This window comes from Streptomyces sp. NPDC002138 (assembly GCF_040296485.1).
Taxonomy (GTDB): Bacteria; Actinomycetota; Actinomycetes; order Streptomycetales; family Streptomycetaceae; genus Streptomyces.
In genome coordinates, this window is sequence record NZ_JBEOXE010000013.1 from 49932 (window position 1) to 73360 (window position 23429).

Annotated in this window: 24 protein-coding genes and 3 pseudogenes; 8 read left to right on the top strand and 19 right to left on the bottom strand. The window is 67.3% G+C overall.

All coding sequences use genetic code 11. The features are described 5' to 3' along the window. Positions 1 to 22: 22 nt before the first annotated feature. The 4 genes from ABT084_RS11330 to ABT084_RS11345 all read left to right on the top strand — a co-directional run bounded on the left by ABT084_RS11330 (position 23) and on the right by ABT084_RS11345 (position 2758). Positions 23 to 478 carry a hypothetical protein gene (locus tag ABT084_RS11330; protein WP_351041007.1) on the top strand — a complete coding sequence of 152 codons (456 nt, stop codon included), beginning with the start codon at positions 23 to 25 and terminating at the stop codon, positions 476 to 478. Positions 479 to 911: 433 nt separating this feature from the next. After that, positions 912 to 1265: a helix-turn-helix domain-containing protein gene (locus ABT084_RS11335; RefSeq protein WP_351041010.1), complete on the top strand. Its 354-nt coding sequence runs from the start codon at positions 912 to 914 to the stop codon at positions 1263 to 1265. 148 nt (positions 1266 to 1413) lie between these two features. Next, positions 1414 to 1788 carry a hypothetical protein gene (locus ABT084_RS11340; protein ID WP_351041011.1) on the top strand — a complete coding sequence of 125 codons (375 nt, stop codon included), beginning with the start codon at positions 1414 to 1416 and terminating at the stop codon, positions 1786 to 1788. A gap of 427 nt (positions 1789 to 2215) precedes the next feature. After that, positions 2216 to 2758, top strand: coding sequence for a DUF6368 family protein (locus ABT084_RS11345; protein WP_351041014.1), 543 nt, complete (start codon positions 2216 to 2218; stop codon positions 2756 to 2758). Between the two features lie 126 nt (positions 2759 to 2884). Here the strand turns inward: ABT084_RS11345 and ABT084_RS11350 are convergent, their stop codons facing one another. The 10 genes and pseudogenes from ABT084_RS11350 to ABT084_RS11395 form a co-directional block, all read right to left on the bottom strand. Continuing rightward, complete coding sequence (locus tag ABT084_RS11350) at positions 2885 to 3466, bottom strand: hypothetical protein (RefSeq protein ID WP_351041017.1); 582 nt, start codon at positions 3464 to 3466, stop codon at positions 2885 to 2887. A gap of 317 nt (positions 3467 to 3783) precedes the next feature. Next, entirely contained in the window at positions 3784 to 5226 is a 1443-nt protein-coding gene (gene ltrA, locus ABT084_RS11355) for a group II intron reverse transcriptase/maturase (protein WP_351041019.1), read from the bottom strand. 580 nt (positions 5227 to 5806) lie between these two features. Beyond that, positions 5807 to 6543, bottom strand: a pseudogene (locus tag ABT084_RS11360) (ISL3 family transposase); the annotation flags it as partial. A 307-nt stretch (positions 6544 to 6850) separates the two neighbouring features. Next, entirely contained in the window at positions 6851 to 7288 is a 438-nt protein-coding gene (locus tag ABT084_RS11365; protein WP_351041024.1) for a hypothetical protein, read from the bottom strand. 198 nt (positions 7289 to 7486) lie between these two features. Beyond that, positions 7487 to 8959 carry a hypothetical protein gene (locus tag ABT084_RS11370; protein WP_351041027.1) on the bottom strand — a complete coding sequence of 491 codons (1473 nt, stop codon included), beginning with the start codon at positions 8957 to 8959 and terminating at the stop codon, positions 7487 to 7489. Positions 8960 to 9995: 1036 nt separating this feature from the next. Then, positions 9996 to 10313: a hypothetical protein gene (locus tag ABT084_RS11375; RefSeq protein WP_351041030.1), complete on the bottom strand. Its 318-nt coding sequence runs from the start codon at positions 10311 to 10313 to the stop codon at positions 9996 to 9998. Between the two features lie 1160 nt (positions 10314 to 11473). Further along, positions 11474 to 11692, bottom strand: a complete 219-nt coding sequence (locus tag ABT084_RS11380) for a helix-turn-helix domain-containing protein (protein WP_351041033.1) — start codon at positions 11690 to 11692, stop codon at positions 11474 to 11476. 188 nt (positions 11693 to 11880) lie between these two features. After that, on the bottom strand, positions 11881 to 12168 hold the full coding sequence (locus ABT084_RS11385; RefSeq protein ID WP_351041035.1) for a hypothetical protein: 288 nt from the start codon (positions 12166 to 12168) through the stop codon (positions 11881 to 11883). A gap of 163 nt (positions 12169 to 12331) precedes the next feature. Continuing rightward, on the bottom strand, positions 12332 to 12715 hold the full coding sequence (locus tag ABT084_RS11390; protein WP_351041037.1) for a transposase: 384 nt from the start codon (positions 12713 to 12715) through the stop codon (positions 12332 to 12334). Further along, entirely contained in the window at positions 12703 to 12957 is a 255-nt protein-coding gene (locus ABT084_RS11395) for a hypothetical protein (protein WP_351041039.1), read from the bottom strand. Before ABT084_RS11395 ends, ABT084_RS11390 begins: the two co-directional genes overlap by 13 nt. A gap of 299 nt (positions 12958 to 13256) precedes the next feature. On the opposite strand from ABT084_RS11395, the gene ABT084_RS11400 reads away from it, so the two are divergent. Beyond that, positions 13257 to 13853: a hypothetical protein gene (locus ABT084_RS11400; protein WP_351041041.1), complete on the top strand. Its 597-nt coding sequence runs from the start codon at positions 13257 to 13259 to the stop codon at positions 13851 to 13853. Positions 13854 to 14188: 335 nt separating this feature from the next. On the opposite strand, the gene ABT084_RS11405 is transcribed toward ABT084_RS11400, so the two are convergent. From ABT084_RS11405 to ABT084_RS11420, 4 genes and pseudogenes are all read right to left on the bottom strand, one after another. Next, positions 14189 to 14899, bottom strand: coding sequence for a hypothetical protein (locus tag ABT084_RS11405; RefSeq protein WP_351041043.1), 711 nt, complete (start codon positions 14897 to 14899; stop codon positions 14189 to 14191). Positions 14900 to 14942: 43 nt separating this feature from the next. Next, on the bottom strand, positions 14943 to 15347 hold the full coding sequence (locus tag ABT084_RS11410) for a hypothetical protein (RefSeq protein WP_351041046.1): 405 nt from the start codon (positions 15345 to 15347) through the stop codon (positions 14943 to 14945). After that, positions 15344 to 16192 (bottom strand): annotated as a pseudogene (locus tag ABT084_RS11415) (IS5 family transposase). Before ABT084_RS11415 ends, ABT084_RS11410 begins: the two are co-directional and overlap by 4 nt. Positions 16193 to 16421: 229 nt before the next feature. Further along, entirely contained in the window at positions 16422 to 17057 is a 636-nt protein-coding gene (locus ABT084_RS11420; RefSeq protein ID WP_351041049.1) for an Imm21 family immunity protein, read from the bottom strand. A gap of 521 nt (positions 17058 to 17578) precedes the next feature. Here ABT084_RS11420 and ABT084_RS11425 point away from each other — a divergent pair. Continuing rightward, on the top strand, positions 17579 to 18136 hold the full coding sequence (locus tag ABT084_RS11425; protein ID WP_351041052.1) for a hypothetical protein: 558 nt from the start codon (positions 17579 to 17581) through the stop codon (positions 18134 to 18136). Between the two features lie 153 nt (positions 18137 to 18289). On the opposite strand, the gene ABT084_RS11430 is transcribed toward ABT084_RS11425, so the two are convergent. The 3 genes from ABT084_RS11430 to ABT084_RS11440 are packed head-to-tail and all read right to left on the bottom strand — an operon-like array spanning position 18290 to position 19847. Continuing rightward, positions 18290 to 18760: a sterol carrier protein domain-containing protein gene (locus ABT084_RS11430; protein ID WP_351041055.1), complete on the bottom strand. Its 471-nt coding sequence runs from the start codon at positions 18758 to 18760 to the stop codon at positions 18290 to 18292. Between the two features lie 58 nt (positions 18761 to 18818). Further along, positions 18819 to 19466, bottom strand: a complete 648-nt coding sequence (locus ABT084_RS11435) for a GNAT family N-acetyltransferase (RefSeq protein ID WP_351041058.1) — start codon at positions 19464 to 19466, stop codon at positions 18819 to 18821. A gap of 51 nt (positions 19467 to 19517) precedes the next feature. Beyond that, positions 19518 to 19847 carry an NUDIX hydrolase gene (locus tag ABT084_RS11440; RefSeq protein ID WP_351041060.1) on the bottom strand — a complete coding sequence of 110 codons (330 nt, stop codon included), beginning with the start codon at positions 19845 to 19847 and terminating at the stop codon, positions 19518 to 19520. Positions 19848 to 20422: 575 nt separating this feature from the next. Here ABT084_RS11440 and ABT084_RS11445 point away from each other — a divergent pair. Both ABT084_RS11445 and ABT084_RS11450 read left to right on the top strand, forming a co-directional pair. Then, positions 20423 to 20602, top strand: a pseudogene (locus ABT084_RS11445) (IS5/IS1182 family transposase); the annotation flags it as partial. Between the two features lie 111 nt (positions 20603 to 20713). Next, on the top strand, positions 20714 to 21181 hold the full coding sequence (locus tag ABT084_RS11450; RefSeq protein WP_351041063.1) for a hypothetical protein: 468 nt from the start codon (positions 20714 to 20716) through the stop codon (positions 21179 to 21181). A 1-nt stretch (position 21182) separates the two neighbouring features. On the opposite strand, the gene istB is transcribed toward ABT084_RS11450, so the two are convergent. Further along, entirely contained in the window at positions 21183 to 22004 is an 822-nt protein-coding gene (gene istB, locus ABT084_RS11455; RefSeq protein ID WP_351041066.1) for an IS21-like element helper ATPase IstB, read from the bottom strand. A 3-nt stretch (positions 22005 to 22007) separates the two neighbouring features. Further along, complete coding sequence (istA, locus tag ABT084_RS11460) at positions 22008 to 23261, bottom strand: IS21 family transposase (RefSeq protein ID WP_351041069.1); 1254 nt, start codon at positions 23259 to 23261, stop codon at positions 22008 to 22010. Positions 23262 to 23429 lie beyond the last annotated feature (168 nt).

Below are 23429 nucleotides of genomic sequence, written 5' to 3' on the forward strand. Positions count from 1 at the left end.
TGGGTTTCGTCAGCATGGCGCGATGCACGCATCCCGCACAGCCCTCGCCCTCGCCGCGGCCGCCGGGCTCCTCGCCCTCACCGGGTGCTCCAGCGACCCCAAGCCCACTGCCGAGCAGCCTCCCGCCAACGGGCCAGCACCCGCATCCTCCCCCGCACCGAAGGCGGACCCGGCCCGCGCCGAACTGGAGAAGGCCGTCCGGGCTTACTCCGCCGCGTACTTCAAGCCGGACGGCACCGCCGCCTACGCCGCCCTCTCACAGCGCTGCGCCGCGAAGATCGGCGACCCCGAGCCCTTCAACGGCGTCGTCGAAGCAGCCGCCAAGACCTACGGCAAGCAGGGCATCACCTCGCTCACGATCGACGACATCGCTGGCAACGTGGCCCACGTCTCGTACACCTACGCCGTGCCGAAGCTCAGCCAGAGCAGCCAGGCGTGGGCGCGCGAAGGCGGGGCCTGGAAGTACGACGGCTGCTGAACCTTTTTGCACCTAGTTGCAAAACCGCGCCCGTGCGTCATCCTGGACCGCTGATCCGGCGTGCCCGGACACAGAACCTGCCGAAGCCCCGCCCCGCGCGGGGCTCTCGTGCGTCACAGACCGGTCACAGGCACCACACAGCACCACCCACCCCGGCCACGATGACCCGATGCGCACACATCACGCCATCACCCTCGCCAGCGCCGCCACGCTCTGACCGGCTGCTCCAGCAGCGCCGACCCAGCGCACAAGGGCACCGACGGCGGAGAGTCGACGCCGACCGCCGCGCCCTCCCCGAAGGTCGACCCCGAGCGGGCCAACCTCGACGCCGCCGTCCGCGCCTACTCCGCCGCGTACTTAGGGCCTCGGCCGGAACGAGATCCCGCGCCGGATCGGCCGCGGCACCCGAGCCGTCTCGGTCAACTGCGCCTGGATGGGCCTCGCCTTCGATCGCACCGCCACCGAAGCCGCGACCGCCGCCCGGGTCGCCGACCTCGCCGAGAAGCGGTCCATCCTCGCCGACGCCTTCATCGACGACGCGCTCCGCCTGTCTTCGCAGATGTGGGAGCCGACGGTCGTCTACAACTTCGGTGGCAAGGACCACGTCTACGAGGAGAAGCAGGTCGCAGAGCCGCCGCCGGCCGACAAGCGCGCGCTGATGACCGCCGCGATGGCCACGGCCGCGCAGTCGCTGCGCATGGTGCCGCCGGAGACCGAGACCCAGGGCATGGCCGCCGTCGACCAGTGGCTGAGGGGGATGACGGGCGGCACCCCCGCCCCGGAGTAGCCGACGGGGAGGGGGCCCGCGATGTACAAGGCCCTCGTGGGAAAGCAGCTCCGCAGCACTCAGCTCGCGACCCCGCGCGGGAACCTGTGGGAGGGCGCGGTCCGGTCGTCCAATCGGAACGACCAACCCCGAAGGGCCCAACCACTGGTTGAAGAAGAAGTTCCCGAACCGGGCCCGCTTCCACCTGCGCCGCGACGGCACGATCACCGAGTCGCAGGCTGACGACGCAATCGACCTGCACAGGTTCTCGTTCAGCCTCGACGACAACCCGTACTTGCCCGCCAAGTACGTCGCCGACCTCAAGGTCGAGTACCAGGGCCTGTTCTACAAGCGGTACGCGTGGCGGGAAGTCCGACGGGCACGGTCGTGGTCAGGCCACCGTGACGCGCAGGACGTACGGCTCGCCCGTACTGATCGCCTGCGCCTATTCCCGGAGGTCCGCGTCCGTGAAGCCGAGCAGCGCCTCGTCGGCGGCCCGGCGCAGCAGCGGGAGGATCTCGGCGACGGGCCGGCCGCGGCGTAGTTCGGCGAGCTGGGCGAAGGCCCGTTGGTAGGGGGCTCCGTACGTGCTCGCGGTGTCGGCCAGCAGGTGGTCAAGGTGCTGTCGCTTGATGCTGATCTCGCCCGTGGCCCGCTCCTTCGGTCCTCCGGGGCCCCGTCCGGTCCGGGGCCTCGTCTTCGACGCTACGAGGCCGGTCTGACATCGCCCCCGACCCGGCAAGGGGCGCGTCCCCGCTGATGAGGTCCTGGAGCTGCTCGCGGACGGGTGGCGGCATCAGCCCGTCGGTGGCGAGGAGGTGCCACTGGCAGCCGGGAATGCGCTGGTCGAGCCGGTGGAACTCTCCGAGCTGGTAGAGCAGCACCAGAGCGGGTTCTGGCTCAGCTTGTGTGGTGAGGGCACGCTGAGTAACCGGTTGGGGATGGGAGCCCAGGCTGGCTAGGCTCTCGTCATGAGCGGTCCGGTGTTGGTGATTGAGTTGGCGGAGCCCGTACCACCCGTATCCATCCAGCGGCTCCGGGAACTCCTTGTCCGTTCCTCATCTCACTTTGCGGAGAAGCGGGTCGGCGAGTACGACCTGAACATTCACGCGGAGAGCCTCGGCATCGCCGAAACCGGGGGCATGGACGGACGCCGGCCCGTCATGGTCTCTCTCATGGGACCCGGCATCGGCGACGAGAACATCTTCGAGGCCGAGCACGCCGACGAAGTCGACCAGAAACCCCTCATCGGCTTCACCCCGACCCACGCCGTCGACGTCATAGCGTTCTGCAACAGGCCGGTCGACCACATCGTCACGGCCCTGCTGACCGCTGCTGTCATGGACGTGATCGGCGGCGTCGCCAACGCCGAACTTCGTGAGGATCAAGTCCCGATCGTGACCGACCTTCCAGGCATCATCGCGACGATGACGGATCCGTGGCCTGCCGCCTACGGTTCAGCGGAATTCCTCAGAGCGTGGGCTCGGCAGCCCGGCTTCCGGCTCCTGAAGTAGTCGCAGACCAACTAGTTTTTAGGCCAGAAGCACACGTTTGCGTAACAGGGTGAAGCCGGCGCGGCCGAACATCTGACGCTTGAGCATCTTGATCCGGTTGACATGGCCTTCGACGACTCCGGAGTTTCAGGTCAGGGTGAGGCCAGCGATCACTGCAGCGCGGTCGCGGTCGATGCCAGCCGCAAGCGTGTGGAGGCTCGGGAGATCGTCCTGTTTCACGGCGTCGAGCCAGTCCGGTAGTCGCTCGCCCTGGCGCTCGGTGAGCATGGTCGCGAAGGACCGGACGTGCCTGGTGAGGGCGTCGATCTCGGGGCAGTTGGCCCGGACGTTCTTCAGGTGGAGTTGCTCGGCATCGGACAGGTTTTCCGGGCGGCGCAGAACCCACCCGGCGACTGCCCGGGGTGAGGGCGGCCCGGCTGTCACAGGCCGTGGCGAGGTGCGCTTCTGGCGGAGGTAGGCGCGAACGCGCTGGTAGCTGCCCTGGTAGCCGAGCGGGACGATCTCTTCCCACAGTTTCCAGGCGTTGGTGCAGCCCTCGTTCCACCGGTCGTCGAGGTAGGCCTTGTAGTCGTCGAGGACGGAGGTCCGGGCCTGCCACTGACCGGTGAAGAGGTCTTCCGGCTTGGCGGCGTCCGCGTACCGCTTGACGGTTCGGCTCGTCATGCCGAGTTGCCGCTGGATCGCGCGACGGCTGTGTCCTGCCTCCACCAGGGCATGGACGGTGGCGTGAACGGTTCGGGTCCGGTCAAGGAACCGGTGCCCGGTCGGCCATGGCGAATTGGACGACTCCTCAGCAGGGTCGGGCTCCTCCTCGGTCGTTTTAGGCGCCTCAGGGACCAGGACGCGCAGGCACTGGCGGTCTGGGCGATGCTCCGCTCAGCGGCCTCGCTGAGGTTGTCGGGTCGGGTCCGGGCGCGGTTCCTGGATTGCTCCAGGACCGTTTCCCGGACCCGCCCGCCGAACCCGGCGTGCGACTTTCACCGCACCGGGCTCTCCGCGAGATCATGCCGTTGGGATCGGCTCGGTCAGAGCTCCGGCCAGGGCGTCGGAATACTGTTGCCTCGGTAGCGGTAGCGGGTGACCGGCACCGTGGCGAGGTTGAACAGTTCGATCCCTTCCATGCGGATCGCTCCCCATCCTTGCGGAGTGTGGAGCCATCGCCGGATGGCCTTCCACGTCATGCGGTTGCGGTGCATCACCCAGTGCACGACTCTCCACCAAACGAAGGTGGCAAGGCGCGACAGAGTGTGCTTGGCAACCGCGTGCTTGAAGTAGTTGGCCCAACCGCGCTGGATCTGGCTGATCCTGATCAGCGCGACCCTGTAATCGAGATGCGACAACCTGAGGGTCAGTGACTTGATCTTCCGTTTCAGCGTCTCGACCGGCTTGTCGGCGATGAACGTGTAGACGTGCCACTTGTCCGTTCCCCGCTTGCGGTTCCACACGATGTGGAACCCGAGGAAGTCGAACCCATCGGCCAGGTGGACGATCCGGGTCTTCGGCGGCGACAGGACCAACCCCATCGTCGCCAAGACCTCACTCACCTGCCCGCGAAGCTCCTCGACGTGTTCTCTGGTCCCGTGAACCATGACGACGAAGTCGTCCGCGTAGCGGACGAGTCGCCAGGTGCCCAGGCCATGTTTCCGTCGACGCTCGCGATCCCGCCGGGTCGCCATCGTGTTCGTCCACTGCTCGGCGGCAAAGTCGTCGAGCACGGACAGCGCGATGTTGGCCAGCAGGGGTGAGAGGATCCCTCCCTGGGGCGTCCCGGAGGTGGTTTCGTTCCGTTCACCGAGCTCGGTCATAATCCCGGCCTTGAGGAACGCCTTCACCAGCGCAAGCACCCGCTTGTCCTTCAGCCGCATCCGCACCCGGCCCAGCAGGGCCGCGTGGTCGATCCGGTCGAAGCACGCCTCGATGTCAGCGTCCAGCACCCATCGGTAACCCTGAGTGCCGAACAGATGGATCTCGGCGATAGCGTCGTGCGCACGCCGGTTGGGCCGGAATCCGTACGAGCACGGACGAAAGTCCGCCTCAAAGATGGGCTCCATAACCAGCTTCAGCGCTGCCTGAACCACCCGATCAGCGATGGTCGGGATCCCCAGACGACGCAGTTTCCCGCCCGCCTTGGGGATCATCCGCTCGCGCACCGGCATTGGCCGAAAGACCCCTGCCCTCAACTGCGAACGGATCTGCTCCAAGTATGCTTCCGCCCCGAATGCCTGCACGTGATCGGCACGAAGGCCGTCCACGCCCGCAGTTCGGGCTCCGGTGTTGCCTGCGACCCGCTCGAACGCCACCACCAAGGTGGCCGGGTCACAGACGAAGTTGAACACATCGTCGAACCGGAAGCCGTGATCGGCTACCGCCCAACGGTGCAGCTTGATCTGCATCTTCCGTACCCGTAGCTCGGCGTACTCAGCCACCGGCCACGTGACCGGGGCATCCACCCCGGTGTCTTCGGACATTGCAGTACCTCCCTTGCAATCTCGCTGCCGCCCTTCGCCATGTGGCCGGCTCTCCCGGCCTCGGACTACTACGGCGGCTCCGCCCCTTGCCCAGTCTGCTCGGCAGACGATGTGCCCAGCCCGTCCCGGCCGCGCTGGCAGCGCGGACGAGGGGCGAGACCGGGAAGGTTCCCGTGTTCACCGATCGATCGCTCGACGGAGGAGGCACCCGGCTATACCCCCGCGGCATCGCCACAGCTAACTCGCAGCACTTCGCTGTGGCCTCCCGAGTCGTCTAGCACAAACCACCCGAAAGTTCCCCGGCACCGCCAACAACGGTGCGGGTGCGCGCCGCTACCAGCCCAGATCCGCCAGGTTCGAGCTGGTGGCACCTTAGGAGGCTTCACACACCGGTTCCTCGCGTATACCTCTCCGTCTCGCTTGCCGGACCCGCACCATCTGGCAGTGCTGATACGTCCCGGCTTTGTAGGGGCCGCTTGCCACCCTCCCCGGCATCTCCCGGCTCAGGCTGCCCCCAGCTTCACCGCCCTGCTGCGACAGGACAGCGGCGAAGGTCTCCCACCTCCACTCGATCAATCGGCGCCTCACGGCGCACGTGCCAGAGATGCCACCGGTCCGCGACCTGCACAGCCTGCGGTGCGCCGACGGTGGCGCCCTCGGCGAAGAACGGGGCGCGGTCCCGGCATACGACCTCGATTCCGGGCCGTTCGGCCAGCCACGCGGCCAGGCTCGATGACTCCCGGTCGGGCAGCAGGTCGACCGGCCGGCGGGTCTCGATGTCCACGAGGACGGTGCCGTAGTTCCGGCCTTTGCGGGTGGCGTACTCGTCGACGCCGACCACTCGCGGGGCGGGCACCTCCGACTCGGGAAGTGCGTCGATCAGCCGCAGGACCGTGCTGCGGCTGATCGGCACGCCGACGACGTGGGCCAGGCGGGCGCCGGCCCGGCCCGCGGGGGCGAGGCCGATCGCGGCCAGGGTCGAGCGGAGCCGCTCGGTCCGCTGACCGTGTCTTCGGGTCAGGCCGGCTATTTGCTCGACGAACGTTTGACGTCCACACTCGGCGTTCCGGCAGGTGAACCGGCGGACCCGCAGCTGGAGTACGACGCTTCGTCCCGCACTCGGAGCATCAGCGGGAAACCGCAGGTAGGAGCCGTGAACCCGGCAGGACCACGTTCCGCAACCCGGGCACCAGGCGCCCGCGGCGGTGCACCGCACTCCAACACGCACTATCGCGATGTTCACGTCCACCGACAGCACCGCGACGTCGTCGACCGACGGGAACAGCAGTCCTCCAGCAGGAGCAAGACCTCTTTCACAAACCGAACTGTCGGGGCAGTCGCTCCTGCCACTGCTCATTTCGAGGCAACTTCCGGAGACGTCAAAGGAAGTTCAGCGGTCACTCACAGTGCACGGACCACACAACCTGAGCCAGAACCCGTTCTCATGAACAAAGCCAGTCCTGCTGGAGGTGTGAGCTGGGGGTCCGGAGTTTTAGATCCGTCCGGTGTGCTGGGTGTCGTGTCGGCCACAGCCCGAGTTTCACGATCTTCGCGCTCCCCCTTGGCCCAGTCGCCGGGAAACCACCGGAACGAGCGCCAGCACACGGCGTGTGGCGCCGACCGCTCACCCGACTGCTGCGGCCGGCCCCGATCCGAACCGCGGCACGTCCTCCACCGTCACGTCCAGGCGCACCCGTTGGAAGCGCAGCGGGTGGCGGGAGACGCCGCCGCGGTCCACAGCCCGGTCGGCGCTGATCTCCGCCACCAGGTCGGGGCGGACGAGGATCGCGTCCAGGGTGTCGCGGGATCCCCACGCGGTGGCGAACCGCACCCCCGTCCACGGGTGGTCGGGGTCGACGGCCGTCAGGTGCTCGGCGACCTGGCGGGACTGCTCGGGGCGCAGCGGGACGGTGCGGCCGATCGCGCGCAGCCGGCCCTCATCGTCGTAGCGGCCCAACACGAGGAGCTGTGGGTGCGCGAGGGTGCCCGTGATGGCTCCGATGACCGCCTCGGTGGTGTCCCTCCTCCACTGGTGAAGTAGCGGTATTGCGTACCTGCGCAATTCCTCCTACTTGTGGTCAAGCACAGCTTGCCCTCAGCGTGTCCTTGGAGGGCTTCGGTGCTCCTCGCGGGCTACGGCCCCGTCGAATCGCCGCGGCCAGGACCTAGGGTTCGGGAGACCGGCCCCCGGTACGTTCAGGCGCGGCCACTCGACGGCCTTCAGCATCCCGGTCCGGTACCGGCCGCGCACAATCGAGCGTCACAAGCCTGCGAGGGCGAGCAGCTGGTGCATCCATGTGGTTGGCAGGTTCGGGTTTGCGGCTGCAGTGGCCGCGACGGATTCCGACGGATCAGAAAGCAGCCGCGTCAGGTCCTCAGCCGGAAGTCGGGGATGGGTCGCGATGGTGCGGCGCACCATGTGGTCGGGGTCAGCCGCTAGCCGGCGCGCGAGTCCCACCGGCAGGTCGGGGTCCCGCGGGGCCAGCTGCCTCATTCTGGGGTCGGGGTCTGTGGCCAGGCGCCGCAGTACATCTGCCGGAAGAGGGAAGTCGTCGGCCGGCCGCCATCTGACCATTTTCTCCGGGCGGTAGGTTCGCTCAATGCGCTCGGCGGTGTCGGGATCGATCCGGTCTCGGGCGTGAAGTGCCATCGTGGTACGCACACTGCTCTCCTCGTCGTCGAGCAGTTGAGCGACGAGCGGCGGCGCCAGGTGGTCGGACATCGCGGCCGAGGCGCGGAAGCAGACGTATGGCGAGTCCACGTACGGCACGGGGTCGGCCGTCACCCACGGCAGGCGCAATGTCCGGAGCTCCGCGCGTGCTATCTCGCCAGTGAGTTCCCGGTCGAGCTCGTCGTCGTCCGGGGCTTGGTGGTCCGCGAGCCAGTCCAGCGGAGGCACGTCGGACACGATCTGTACATGAATCGCAGCACGGATCGGCTCCGGTGTGTCCTGACGGGCGAAGACACGGAGTGCAACGCACAGGTTGGGATCCTGGGCAAGCTTGTCGCGCAATGCCGGCGGCAGGTCGGGGTGCTCCGCGAGTTCCTCGCGCACCTCATCGTTCGGATCTTCGGCCAGCCGGTGGGCGGTGGCGGTGTCCAGCCTGCAGTGGCGCACCGCCCCGGCGCGCGTGACCGGGTCGGCCAACAGGTCCGGAACGAGGTCTGCCGGCGGAACGGGATGGGGAAGCCGGCGAAAGTAGGTGGCGCAGGCCCCTGCTCGTACTGAGTCGTCGGGGTCTGTCAGCAGCAGTCGGCGCACCGGTTCCGGGGCCGTCGTCCACCATTGGGCAAGCGTCGCCCGGACCTTCGGGTTCGGGTCCACCGCCAGCAGGGCACGGAGGTCTGTCGGCATGTGAGCGCTCTCCGCCAAGTGTTCGCGGACCTGAGGGTCGCCGTCGTCGAGCAGCAGCTCGAACAGCTCTCGCGGTGCGTCGTCCGCTGCAATGACCAGAGCCCTGCGTATCGCGGGATCCGGGTGCTCCGCGAGAATCATCCGGAAGGCCTGTGGGAGGCTGCGGTTCAGGGCGAGAGAGTGTGTGAGCCAGTGATCGTCTGTGGCAATGATCTCGGCGATCACGCCATCGCTCAGGTCCGGCCGCTCGGCCACCCTGCCAAAGCCCTTGCGGTATCCGAGGAGCCGGTGGACGAGCTCCGACGGTAGTGCAGGGTTTTCCGCCAGCCCGTCCACCACCTTGTCGAGATGCACCGGCGGCGGTGTGGCGTCCGACATGGCAAGCGGCCTTTCTGCCTCGGCGATCCGACCACCGAGTCTCTCACGCGCGTTCGTTGGGGATCCGGCGGTCGTGACAGGCACTTCCTTCTTTCCGCGGTCGCGCGGCGGCGTGTGACACGGCGAGACCATCTGCAGGAGCCTCAGCTCGCCCGCCTCGGCTCGGAGTATCAAGCCGGGGCAGGGGTACCACTCGAGCAGTGAACAGACCGCAGCCCGGCAGCGTTCTACGGCGCCGCCAGATAGTGGGACCAGCTTTCGCTGACGAGCTGTGCCCAGCGGTTGGCGGTGTGGGGCTGGATACCGAACAGGTCTGCCATCACCATCGGGGGATGTCGGCGATGGCCTCGATCATGGCGGTGTTGCGGGCTGCTCGGGCCGGAAGACCATGGCGCCGGAGTGTGTCCGCAAGGCCCAGAGGGTTACGAGGACAGCCGGGGCTCTGTCCCGGAAGCAGAAAGGAGAGTTCGTCTTCAAAAAATTGTCGTCGGTGGGCCGACGTGCCGCTGAGGTGGTCGATCTGTACCTCGATGAGGCGGCCCAGGGTGGGCGGAAGGATCACTGGATGACGGTTGATAGTGAGGTAGGCAGCTTCCGAGTCGCGGCTGTAGCGGTCGGCAGTGAGTTCGACGATGCGTGAGAGAGGAAGAGCGTAGAGGCGGATCAGGGCACCGGTGATTCGAATGTCCAGCGGGAGGGAGGTGTCGGTCAGGCATCGTCGTAGTTGTTCGTGGTGGGCGTCCTCAGGCTGGAAGGTGGCTGGGTACTGGCTGGGCGGGTAATGGATGTCGAGGCCGGTGACCAGGCGACGTGTTTGAGCCCAGCGAATGAACGAGATGATGGTGCTCGCCTTGCTGGGGTGGGTGGCCGTCCACCAATCAAGGTCTGGCTGCTTCAGGGTGCTGAGCTGGAGCTCGTGCGTATCGAGCCAGGCCAGGAATTGTTGCGCGCAGCGGATGTTGTTGGCGTCGCCCTTACCTGCGCTGACGGTGTAGCGGGCGCGGGCTGAGCGTCGTCGCGCGTCCCGGACGGTGTGTCACTGCGCGAAGGGACGGATGATATTCGCGTGGTGAGAAGGCAGATTGGCCAAAGTGCGCGTGACCCAGCGTTCGAGGCGGGCGAGATTCTCGTCCCGCTTGGCGAGGAGCCCTGCTGTGACCAGCAGCCCGCGGATGTAGGACGTGGGGGCGTTCTGCGGGAGAGCGTCGAGGGCTCCGTGGGTGAGGCCGCCCGGTTGGCGGACGAGCTGGGCCAGGAGATGTGCTGAAGGACTGCGGCGGACCCAGGCGAGGACCGGGTAGGGGTTGGCTGCGTCGGTCAGGACTGAGAGCAGCGGCTGCAGGTGGTCCGGCACGGTGCCGGCGTCATCCGCCAGGAGATGTCGGAGCTGGTCTGTGAGGGAGCAGTGAGGACAGAGCCCTTCAAGACGGAGATCGGCTGGCGCAGTGCAGAGGCTGCAGCGCGCAGAGGCATCCTCGTGGTCGCAGCAGGTCGCGCACAGACCGTTTCCCGCGATGGTGCGGCCGACGAGAATGCGGACTGCACCGCACTCGGCACAAGGCGCTGCTGACTTGCGGTGTCTGTAGTAGCAGGGAGAACAGACCGGACCCAGAGGCCAGGTCACTTTCGTAGGGCTAGGACGACCACACGGGCCGCAAGGACGAATCGGGCGAGGGGCGCAGGTGTGGCAGTGAAATGCTCCCCTGCCCCGGTCGGACCTGTGGCCGGGGCGGACCCGGCCGCAGATGGCGCATTGCCCTGCGGGCTCGCGGTAGCACCGGGCGCAGGTGTCAGGGCGGGACGCTGTGGCGCGGGCCACGATGGGAGCGGTGAGCCCGCAGACCCCGCACGGGCGCGGTGGGCTGGTGTAGCAGCGGCCGCATACCGGCCCCTCGGCGGTGTGGGCGTTGACTCTCCTTGTTTGGCAGTGGCAGCATTCCTGGAGGTTCTGGGCACACAGTTCTGGCACAGGTGTCCTCCCTCCGGCAGCCGGCGGACGGGCACCATCATGCGATGGAAGTCGGAGCATTCTTTGCGTACTTCAGGTTCCCGGAGGCGGCACGGCGTACAGATCGGTCCCTCTGGCCGCCGTGCCCGTACCCGTCGTTCCTGGCCGCACCGGGCACAGACCTGGCGGCGCCCACTCGCACTGCAAGATCGACAGATCCGGCCCGCGGCAGAGGCGACGGTGGGCAGCGGCTCGGTGCGGCCGCAGTCCACGCACACCACCTTCGTCACCCGGTCTGCGTGACCGGCTTCGACAAGCAAGTGACGCAGACGCACCAGCACTGCTGGAACATCAGAAGCCGCCGAGGTAAGGCAGTCCGGACGCTCGGTAACGAGCCTGGCCAGACAGTGGGCGTTGGCTCCCTTCCAGGCTTTGGCACCCTCCAGGGCGGCCTGCCCGACGGCATCACTCAGACCAGGGCCGACAGCGTTCCGCAGGAACGTCCACCACGAGACGCGACCTGTCCAACTCGGCACGTAGCCGCCGTCGGTCCGGCGTCAGCGGCCTCATGGCCGACCGGGCCGGCGAACGACCGTGCGGCGAGCATTCAGCGGGATGGGCCCGCTGTCACCGTCGGCGGTCTTCCTCGCCTGCGCGTTGACCACGATCGGCTCGATCAGATCATTGGGTGTGCACTGCAGGATCTCGCACAGCGCGACGAAAGTGTCCATGCTCATCCGCTGCGGCGGCTGGTGGCTGCATAGGTGAGAGCGGGGTTCTGGCACAGATCTTGGGGAGCGGTTGCGGAGGGTGACGGGGAGCGTTCGTTTTGTCAAGTGGGACGGCAGGCCTCGCAGACGTGGTCGTCGATCGCGGCCACCAAGTCCTGAGCCAGTGCCTGCACGGCGACGTCCCCGTCACCGGCCAGCCTGGCTGCCAGGCTCCTGCCGTCGAGCACAGCTCGGTGAGCCGCCTATTGAACGTCGAGCCGTGGAGGATTGGCCTGTTCGAGGATCGTCATGAGCAGCTCGATTACACCGGAGCGGCTGGCGACAGAGTCAGTTACCGCGAGATCCCACAGAAACGGAACGGCCTCGGCAGTCGCGTCGAAAACAGACAGCTCACCGAGCCATAGCCCAAGATCACTCAACGCTGAAGCGCTCGTCAATGCATCGCCCCACGCCACCCGTGACAGTCGGCCCGGAACCTCTTCCGCTGATCCGTACGCGTGCGTCAGCTCGTGCCACTGAACGCGGCTCATGCCCTTGAGTATCGTCCCCACCGCGCACTCCAGTTCTCATATCCGCCTGCGACGCCAAGGGCCCCTATTTCACCTCACGGAGCACATCAACCGCGAGCCTGTCCGGTAACGCTGGATGGGCGTTCCCAGAACTCGGTTCTGGCAGGCCTTGGAGCTCGGAGTGCTACTGGAGGAGGATCATCTTGCGGAGTAGTTCGAATCCGGCTCGGCCGTAGAGCTGCCGCTTGATCTTCTTGATGCGGTTCACGGCGCCTTCGATGCTGCCCGAGCTCCAGTCCAGGGTGAGCCCCGCTGTCACGGCGTCGAGGTCCCGGAGCAGGTGGAGTGCGAAGCCGGTGAGGCCGGGCAGTTGGCTGGCGTCGACTGCGTCGATCCAGACAGGGGGTGTGGCGCCGAGGCGGTCGGTGAGTATCTCGCCGAAGTCGCGGACATGCCGGGCGGCCGTGTCCAGTTCGGGGCAGCGGGCCAGGACATCCTTCAGGCCTGCGCGGTCGTCCTCGCTCAGCGCGGTGGGGTGGCGGGTGAGCCAGCCGGTTACCTGGCGCACCGTCGGATCCGGGGCGGTGTGCCGGCCGGAGTTCCGCGGAGGGTGGCGATGTGGGTGCGGACCATCTGGTAGGTGACGGGCGCGTTGTCGGCTACGAGTTCACTGTGGAGGTGGGTGACGCTGGTGCATCCCGCGGCGAATCGTCGTTCCAGGTAGCGCTTGTAGGGGTCCAGCCTGCTGGGTCGGGGCCGGTTGTCGCGGATGGTGTCCTGCCATTGTGCGGCGTTCGCGTACCGGAGCACGGTGTTGAGGCCCCAGCCCAGGTGCCGGGCAATCGCCCGGCGTGAGTGACCTTGGGCAGAACCCCTCACTCACCGGCACGCCACCGGACTCACCCACCCGTTCACCAGCGTGGGCGTCCGGGAAGCCGCCGCGCGTGGACGGCTCGGCCGCTGCACGGGCCGAGTGATGCCGATCCTGAATTTTGGCTCTGCCCGGAGTTTCGTGAAAGGCCAGTCATTACCATCAGCCTCCCCGGCATCAGTGGTTTACTGCTAGCGGGAGCCGACAGGTTGTCAGCGCCATCCGGCACTATCTCGGTGTGCATATCAAGACGACAGGTCCTGGCGCCCGCCAAGGCCGGAACTTCCACTCTCTGGTCGCGGCCGGCGCTGTGCTGTACATAGCAGAGTGTGACGAGCTCGATGCTCTGAAGGTAGGTGTCACAAGCCGGGCCAGTCGCACCAGCCGGGTTCGGCGGCATGCTCGACACGGGTGGCGCACGACAGCCGAGATCCTTTTCGACGACGGCCGACAGGCCTTCGTAGCGGAGCAGGCCATCCTGGCGTTCCTGCGGGCGTGCGGCGCACGGAAAACCCTCAGGCAGGAGCAGCTGCCGCAAGGCGGCTACACAGAGACCATCGCGTTCGCTCGGCAGGCTCATCTAAGTGCCGATCAACTGCTCGCGGTTGCTCAGGTCGCCGCTGGGATCGTTGAAGCCACCGAGAGTCCGCTGTACATGATCGAGGTGGGGTGCAGCGAGGTCATCGTGGCTGCGACTCACATGGTTGAGCACGTCCAGACGCTGCGTCGCGCCGGCCGTCGGCAGGAAGCGGATGAGTTGGCCATCAAGGCCAGGCTTGCCCTCGACAAGACCATCAAAGTCTTCCGAGCCTTAAGGGACGCTCTGGAGAGCTGACCGGTCGTCTCGCCGACGTTGGAATGGGTAAGGCCCACGGCTGCGGGTCGACCGCCACCACCACCTGCGGGTCGGAAACCTCCGCAGGTCCACGGAGATCATTCACGGAACTGCGGCCAGAGCCTGAATTTTCCTCAGAGGGCGGTTCGTGAGTTGATGTCCATTTCCGGGTTGAGCCGAAGCATGACAGTTGTCACCAAGGCAGGCGTGTTGGCACGAGAGGCGCTGAACGGGGCACGCCGGGTGTGTCTGAGCGCCTGAGCTGGAGAGTGAGCATCATGGTTGGCGAGATGCGGGTCTCGTGTGCGCGTAAGCAAGTAGGGCGAGTGAGTGTTTCACCGCGAGGGGAGACGTCGACGCACTACCGCGAGGGTTCCTGTGGCGAAGGACAGCAGCAGGAGCGCGAGGCCTGTGAAGATCACGGGATTCACCCAGCCCGGAGCCAGCTCGGTTCCCACACCGTCTGACGTGACGCACTGAGCACCGACCGGCAACGTCCATCGCGTCACCACATGATCGCCCGACACGCCCTTCGACGCGCACATCTGATCCGGGTCCAGGATGTAGAACCCCGACATCACACCCCACGAGTACGCGCCGTACGCCGCCGCGCCGGCCAGGACCGCTACCAGAGCGCAGGTGGCGACGCTGGGCAGGTGGCCGACCAGAACCGGTTGCTGCTTACAGACCCGCCGGACGAGCGCGACGGCAGCGCCCAGGCCCATGCAGGGCGCCAGGAACGGCCCGAGGAGCAGGGCGAGAAACAGAAGATCATCCATGCCTGCCCAGACATCACCCGGACAGGACCGGTTCCACCGATTCGCCTGAACCGAACTGCCTGAGCGCTCGACGTGGCGACCGCCGCCAGCTGGAGGCTGACTATCCGAGCCAGCGACCAGCAGAGCGTCGGAGCCGGTGACACCCACCGTGCTTCGCGCACTGCTGGTGACAGGTAGCGCGCCGATCTGGTGACAACCACTGTGCTTCGCTCGACCGAAGTCGCAGGTCAGCGGGTGCCGATGGTGACAACTATCGAGCTTCGGCACACGAGTGAGGCTGGGCAGGGCTGTCGTCGCGGTGCTCGGTCGGCTACTGCTTCCTGGTGAAGCTGCCGGTGTCGATCTCGGTGAGGACATCGAGCTTGACCAGGCGTTCCAGCTTGGCGCGGGTGCCCTCGATGTTCTTCGGCAGCAGTTCGTGGTCGAGAGCTTCGCAGACATCGCGGGCCCGGAGCGGGCCGGCGCCCTCGTTGAAGACGGCGAGGATGCGGGGGTAGTCCGGGTGCTCGGGCAGGTCGGACGAGACCGGGTGGGCGGGGAGCCGTTCGCCCAGGGCGGTGACGGTCTTGCGGGTGATGGCCAGGTGTTCGAGGTGGGTCTCGGCTTCCCGCAGCCGGGCCTGAAGTGCGGCGATCTGGGTGCGGAGGTCGTCGGCCAGGGCTCGAGCGGCGTCCTCCTGGATGCCGAGCGCGTCGAGCAGGGGCTGGATGTTCACGCACTCACCGTCTGCGGGTCGCGCCAGGTGGGAGTGTTCACGCCGGTGAGCCGACGGGCCATGACCTGGGTCATCGCCCAGTAGACGCGGGAGGCGGAGGAGGCCAAGCGGTGCTCGTAGTTGCGGACCAGGCGCCGGTGCAGTATCAGGATCCCGTAGGTCTGCTCGTCCTTCCACCGCTTCGGCTGCGGGACGAACCCCTTGTCCTGCGGGTTGCGTTCGACGATCTCCACGTTGATCCCGAGCGTGGAGCCGTGGCGACCACGGCGTTCTTGAAGCCCTGGTCGACCAGGGCCTTCTCGACGGTGCCGCCTGCGTTCTCGGCGACCTGGTCGAGCAGGGCGATGCCCGCGGCGTTGTCGTGCGCGCTCGCGGCGAGGACGGTGACGGCGATGACCAGGCCCAGCACGTCCACGGCCAGTCCCCGCTTGCGGCCCGGCACCCGTTTCCCCGCTTCCCGGCCGGTCGTGGAGGTGGGAACCCCGGCAGCCGCGTGGACACTCTGGGTGTCCAGCACCACCAGGGTCGGGTCCTCTAATCGGCGGGCCCGCTCACGGACCTGGCAGCGCAGGAGTTCATGGATGACCTGGTCGGTCCCGTCGTCGCGCCAGGCGGCGAAGTAGTAGTACGTCGCGCTCTTCGGCGGCAGGTCGTGGGGGGAGGTAGGTCCACTGGCAGCCGGTCCGGCTCTGGTAGAGGATCGCGTTCACGATCTCCCGCATCGCATAGACGCCCTGGTGGCCGCTGACCGAGCGGTGCCGGTCCTTCCATGCCGTGATCACCGGCTCGATCAACGACCACTGCCAATCCGATAAGTCGCTTGGGTACGGCTTACGTTCACTCACCACGCCACCCCAACAGACCACCGGTTGCGGACCAGTGGATTCCGCCCATACCCACACCATCAGGCGACGACAGAAACACTCAAAGACTCATGAACCGCCCTATAAGAACGCCAAGCCCCAATGCAGCCCATCATCCGTCCCTCAGCAACCCCTCACACGACCGAAGCCCTCCAGCCACAAACCACAGCCGCCCAAAGACCCGTCCATCCACACACCAGCACAACCTCGTTCACCCCCCTCCCTCACTCTCTCCCCCCTCCATATATAAGTCTGGCTGGTCACCATCATCGGCTGCGAGAAGTTGGACTATGCCAACCCCGGGGAAATCACCGGTCTTGTGGAACGCACGCACTTCCCATCGCCCTGCGGGCACCGGAACTGGGGCTTCGGCCGGTTTGCCTCTGCCGTCGGGGTAAGGAACGCCGAGATCCTCGCCGGCCTCGGCCGAGTCCATGAGGACAGCGGGGCCGTCAGTCTCCCAGACTCCGCACTTCTCCCACGGCGTCGCCGGGTCGCTCAGGACGGCCTCGGCGGCGGCGAGCAACTCCGGGCCGGAGTCGGCGGCGAGCCACCGCAGGAAGATCCTCTGCTCGGCCAGGTAGCAGGTGGTGGCGGGCTCGTCGCCGAGCACCAGGACGGACGCAGTGCGGGTGTCGCCCAGGCTGATCACTTCGGCGTGCTCCTCAACCGCGCAGGCTCGGTCGTAGTCGTCCAGCTGGTCGGTGCCACCGACCATCACACCGTCCTCGGTGCAGCCGCCCCACTGGTGCAGGGCCGATACCGGGAGGACGATCAGCGGCCCACCCATGGACGGCACCCAGGTCAGATCAAGTCTGTGGCGGATAGCGTTGTCGCTGTTACTCATGCGCGTAGTCTGCCGCTGCCCAGTGACAGGATCGAACGGTCGTACCAGGCACAGACCCGGCCCGCGGCACGGTGAACTCCCCCGCCTGTCCGGCCGCAGCAGCTGTTGAGTTCCGCGCCTGCAGCGCTGTCACCTGTACTGGGAAGGTTCCCTGGCCGGCCGGTGAGTTCACCGGTGAACTCACCAGCCAACGTGTTGTCCATCCATGACCCCGCAGGGCTGGTGATGGTGAGTGAGTCGGTGAGGACCGCGCCGTTTTGTGGAGTGCAGGCACATCCCCTCACGGAACGGGCACCCGCCCGCCGAACGCCAGAGCCGCGCCCTCACCTGGGAGCCGCCGAGTTGCGGCGCCCGTACCAGCACCCGTTACACGGACACCCCCGCCTCCCCCCTGCCCGCCAGGTCCTCACCAAGCACTCGCACGAGCACACCGCCCAGCTTCACCACGAACCGTCCGCCAGCACCTGGACCAAAGCCATCCAGGCCGCCCGCGCCACCACCCAGCCACAGAACGAACAGTCGTGACCGGGGCCGCAGGCCCGTCCACCGGCTCCTCCCTCACCAGCTGGACACCCACCCACCAGCCCCGCAATCTCACCAGCCAGGAGCAGACCATGAGCCACACCACCCGCCCCCTACCCGCCGCGCTCGGCAACTGGACCTGTACCTGCTCCGCCACCAACCCGCGCCACTACGACGCATGCAGTGAATGCCAGGCACCCAGCTGGACCTGCGCAACCTGCGACGAGGTCAACCCCGACCGCCGCAGCCACTGCAGCGAATGCGACAACACCATGCCCGACGAAGCCCTCGGAGACCGCGACGAAGGGTTCGAGATGACCTACCCGGAGTGGATCAACATCCAGGTAGGTCCCCGGCGCACCGGCGGTCACTACGACCACGGCACTGCCGACACCGCGTACGAAGTCCTCGCCATCGACCGCGGCCCCCGCACCGACTGGTCCACCTGGCAGATCACCGCCCGCTACACCGACGGCCGGACCCTGACCCACACCACCGCATGGGACCCCCGCAAGGACCGCATCATCACCCACCCCACCACACCAGCCGACCAGTAACCGTGCTCGGCATGTGGAAGGGCCGGACAACCCCCGTGCGAGGTTGTCCGGCCCTTCCACATATCGAGGCGCTGCCTTCAGCGGGTCCCACAGGCCGCCAAGACCGGATGATCAATATCCGCCCTGCGGCAGCCGTTCCCTCGACCTGCCCCCCTAGAAGTGGTCCGGCAACCAGGGTTCCAAGTCCACCGTGCTTCGGAGCAGGGTCGCGAGCGCATTCTCCGATACGGCATGGACCCCGGCCATGCGGGCCGCGGTGGCGGACCGGTAGCCGCCGGCGTACCAGACCGCGAGCTGGCGTCTGGTGAAGGACGCCTGTCCCTCCACGTGGGTGGGGACGATCTCGGCTGTTCCGGCCTTCACCTGGAACACCCACCGGCCCCACGAGTCCCCGGTCTCCCTCTCGATCTCGATCGGTACGGCGGTGGTGAGGTCGGCGGGCCAGCCACGGAGCCGGATGGCGCCAGGGATGTCGAGGATGCGGAGCATCCAGGGGTGCCAGGCTTCAGCGGTGGCGCGGTGGTGGCGTAGTCCGTGAAGGAGGGTGGGGTACGGGGGAAGCACTCCTCGGCGGAACTCGATGGCGCGGGCGCGGGTGTTGTGGCGGCCGAGGAAGGCGAGCATGGCGGCGGCGACGGGCTGGCTGGCTGGCTGGCGGCCCAGAAGTCGTGGACGACCAGGGTCATGCCGTGGCTTCGTGCCGTTTGGTGGTCAGGGTGAGCAGACCGGCGGTGGAGTGGCCAGGTCGGGCAAAGCGGTAGGTGATGAGGTTGCTCTTGTCCTGCTTCCACCGGGTCCACCAGTCGGGCCGGTGGACGGGCCCGTTCCACTGCCGGGCGAGCTGGTGTTGGAGGGTTTCGGCTTCATCGGTGGTGCCGTGCTCAATCTGGAAGTCCTCGCTGGAGAAGGAGCGCTTGAGGTCGTCGGTGGCGACGGCCCGGGAGAGAACGTCAACGGGGGCCTCCCAGCCGAGGCGGCGCGCGTAGCCGGTGGAGGAGGTGACGATGGTGGAGATCACCGCCCCGCGTTCTGTCAGGAGCCGTAGCCGAGCGGCGGTCATGTCGGTGGCAAGGTGGTCGCCGCGCTCTTCGGGGGCTACGCAGCCGTCGCCGAGGCATGCGCTGGGGACGGGGGCGCCGCCGAAGTACTGGTTGACGAGGAGGCCGAGGCCGCCGGCGACGACGCGGCCGCCGCGGACGGCGACTTGGAGGTCGGCGTGCTCGCGCAGGTGGGTGATGTCGCCGATCGGGTGGCCGTAGGCGCGGGTGGCGAGCTCGCCGTACTGCTTCCACAGGCGGTCGTCGGCATGGGCAAAGGTCAGCTGGTCCATGGTCCGCCCTCCTAGTAGTTGGTGTGGGCGCGTGAGCGGTGCCGCCAAGCGTCAGCGGCCGTCGGCGTAGCGGCGGACGATGGGCGCCAGGTAGTCGGCGTGTGGCCCGTCGAGCCCAAGGAGTTCCTCCGGGGGAGAGATGAACGCGATGTCGTCGAGTTCGGGCTCCCTCCCTCGGGCCTGCTCGGCGGCCGAGGTGTCCGCGAACGCCGCGCGCATGTCTGCTTCGGAGAGGGCTGGGGCGAGGTAGGTCAGGCCGATGCTGCCGTTCTCGCCGCGGGTGGCAACCCATAGCTTCAGAGCCCCCGCCTCTGAGCTGATCCCGAGCTCCTCGGACAGCTCCCGCGCAGCCTGATCAGCAAGGTCCGCCTGGTCCAGCACGTCACCGCCCGCGGGCGGTTCGACGGACCCCCCGACAGCTGCCAGCGGCCCGGCGCCGCCGTGGACGACGACATCCTGGCTACCAGCATCCGACGGTCATCAACCGGCTGGACGACGTTGGCGAACAGCGAGGGCAGCGCGGTGGCGCCGGGTACATGGCGGAGGGCGTAGTGCCGGTAGGTCACCCGTACCCAGGAGAGGCGCAGGGTCGACCGGTCCTTCAGCTCCAAACCACTACAGGCGACCGCGGGCCCGTCGAAAAGGGTCGGGTTCGCCTGCACCGCCTTCGCCCACACACGGTCCCTGGCCAACGCGTCCGCAGCTGAGAGCGGTGGCACCGGCTGCTCTTCGAGCACGAGCCGGTCAGCGTTGAAGAGGTCCACCTGGGGCACCGTCTCAGTCACCGGTCCATCGTAGGGCGGCACAGGCCAGGGTCTGCACGACGTTGAATACGTCTACGGGTTCCGGTGTACGCCAGCGGTCTCTGCCACCTCGCGAGGCCGGCCCCGGGCACGCACCCCGAGGCCCACCTGGGTCGGCCTGGTTTTAGTTGGTGAGGGCGGCCTGTGGCCCCCGGGCCCCGGCGCAACCGCCGCTACCTGCGGCGCCGACAGATCAAGCACACCAGCCCTGAGCCGGGCAATCAGCAGGCCAATCGCTTGCACCGTGGAAGCCGAGGCGGTCGGCCCACCACCTTCGAGAAGGCCCGCTACGTTCGCAGGAAAGAAGTGGAGTGGCTGATCGGAAAGTTGAAGATGAACGGGGTGTCAACGCTCTCTGAAATCTGACCCCCGGCGAGTCTCTGAAAACTGACCCCCTTGTTGTTGGTCGACGACTGCCCTCATCACCTCGGCAGGCTGTCAGCCGTGGATGCCAGAATCGGCAGCATGACGCTTTGCGATTACTTCTCCGCCGCTGACGACCAGGCTGCCGTCGCGGTCCTGCAGTCTCCGGGAGGACCGAGTCGAGCGGAGCTCGACGTGGTCCTCGTCAAGAACATCGACCCGGTCGTCGCGATTGCCCAGCTCGAAGCCATCATGACGGGCTGCAGCTATGAGGAGGCCAGCGAACGCCCACGGTCCGGGCAGCTGCTGTCATCGCCGGAGGACGGCCCACCTTTTGTGGTCAGTTTGTCGGACACCCTGTTCGATGCCCTCGTCACGGCGACGGAGGACGGCCTCCTTCGCTTTGCTGAGCCGTGGTCGAAGACCGACGAACTCCGGCAGATTCGTATCGGCGTCGAGGTCGCGGCGGATGTTCTGAAGGCGCTGGCAGGACTGGCTCAGCGCGCTCGGGCCTCCGGTCAGCGGTTGTATTGCTGGTGGGCGCTGTGAATTACCGGCGTCCAGCGCCGTTTCCCTTGTTCAGCAGTTCGCGTCGCTGGCGGGTGCGGTAGGAGTCGCCGGTCAGGGTGAGAACCTCGGCATGGTGAACCAGGAGGTCGATCATCGCGGCGGCCACGACGTCATCCGAGAAGGTCTCTCCCCATCGCCCGAAGGGGAGATTCGAGGTGACCATCACAGAGCCCTGCTCATAGCGCGACGCGATGAGCTGGAAGAACAGGTTCGCCGCGTCCTGGTCGAACGGGATGTAGCCGACCTCGTCGATAATGATCAACTTGTAGCGGCGGATCCTCTTCAGCTCGGCCTCCAGGCGGCCGGTCTGGTGGGCTGTCGCGAGGCGGGCGATCCAGTTGCTGGCGGTGTCGAACAGGACCGAGTAGCCGGCCTGGGTGGCCTTGACCCCGAGGCCGATGGCCAGGTGGGTCTTCCCGATGCCGGGCGGCCCCAGCAGGATCACGTTCTCGGCCTTCGCGACGAACGTGCCGGTCGCAAGGTGGGCAAGGACGTCGCGCCGCAGCGATGGCAGGTGGTCGAGGTTGAAGTCCTCCAGTGTCTTGACCTGCGGAAAGTGGGCGGTGCGGATCCGCATCATGGTGCCCTTAGATTCGCGGTCGGCAACCTGCCGCTGCAGCAGGGCGGCCAGATACTCCTCGTGGGACCAGTTCTGGTCGCGGGCCTGCTCAGCGAGCTCTTCCCAGGTCGCGCCGATCGTGGGCATCTTCAGCACCCGGGTCAGGTAAGCCAGCATGGACGGCATGCCGTCCTTCGGCCCGGTCACCGCGGTGGACAGCTCGGGCTTGATGGCCGTGGGCATGGGTCACTTCGCTTTCGTGGACGGCGGGTTGAAGTCGACGCCGAACAGGGCGTCGTAGTCCGGCAGGGCCCGCAGCGCGACGCTGTGGCCGTCGGCGTGTTGGCGGGTGGCTGCCGCACGTCTTTCGCGGTCGAACGCCAGGGCCTGACGTAGTCGGGCGGCGGTTGCGACGTGGACCGGGTCGGTGACCACCGCCTGCTTGGCCCAGGACCTGGCATGTCGGGCGACGAGCTGGCCCTCGCAGAGGACCCTGACCTCCTGCGGGGAGGCGGTGATGTCGACGAAGCGGCCGATGACCTGCGGGTCGACCGAATAGTCGACGGTGTCGACGCGGACGTAGTAGTCCCGGCACAGCCGGATCCGGTGGTTCAGCCCGATGGGCGGGGTGATCGGCGGTAGCGGCAACATCGACAGGTAGTCGGTCTCCAGCAGGTCGACCGGCCGGCCCTGGATCGAGCGGACCGTCCGCGCGTTGGCCCTGATCAGCCAGTCGCCCAACTGGTGGTTGAAGTCGGCCGGGTAGGCGAACTGCCGGCCGGGGAGAAACGAGGTCTCCAAGTACTGGTTGTTGCGTTCAACGATTCCCTTGTATTCCGGGTCGCGGGGCGGCGCCAGCTTGATCTTGGTGGCAAGCGTTCCAGCGAACGCCGCCGCGGGAGCGGTCACCCGCCCGGTCCCGCCGATCGCGGACTCACGGTCCCAGACCAGTGTCTTGGTGACCCTGCCGATGCCACTGATCAGTGACCACATGCCCGAGAGGATGTCGCCGGCCTGGCGGGTCGGGATCATCGTCGCGGTCATGAAGCGGGAGAACCCGAGCGACATCACCAGCACCGGCAGGACCCGTTCCTGCCCCGCAGCGACTTGCACCTTCGTCTCGGGGAACCACAGATCGCACTGGGCGATCTCGCCGGGTTCGTAGCTCACGCGATCGACCGGGTCGATGCCGACGTACTCCGGCCGGATCACTGCCAGCCGCTTCCGCAGCGGCGGCATCGAGTGCGGCCAGCCGATCCGCTCGGCGATGACCGGTGCCGGCATCCGCGGCCACTCGTTCAGCAGGATACGGATCTGCGGCTCGAACGGGTCGACGACCGATCCCTGAGGTGTCAGTTCGTACTTCGGCGGTCGCTCCGAGGACAACGCGGCCCGCACCGTATTGCGGGCCACCCCCAGTCGCCGCGAGATCTCCTTGATGGGCACACCTTCCGCTCGATGCAGCCGGCGTATCTCTGCCCAGTCCTCCACGTTCAGCACCCTCCAAGAGTCCGGAGGGGGTCAAGATTCGGAGACTGCCAGGGGGTCAGTTTTCACGAAGCAGCGACACGGGGCGGTTGCCACGAGGTTCGAAGCGGGCCTATGTCCTCTACTGCACTGTAATCGTTGCGGCCATACGCCTGTGGCTTCGCGCCTGACCCGTCGGAC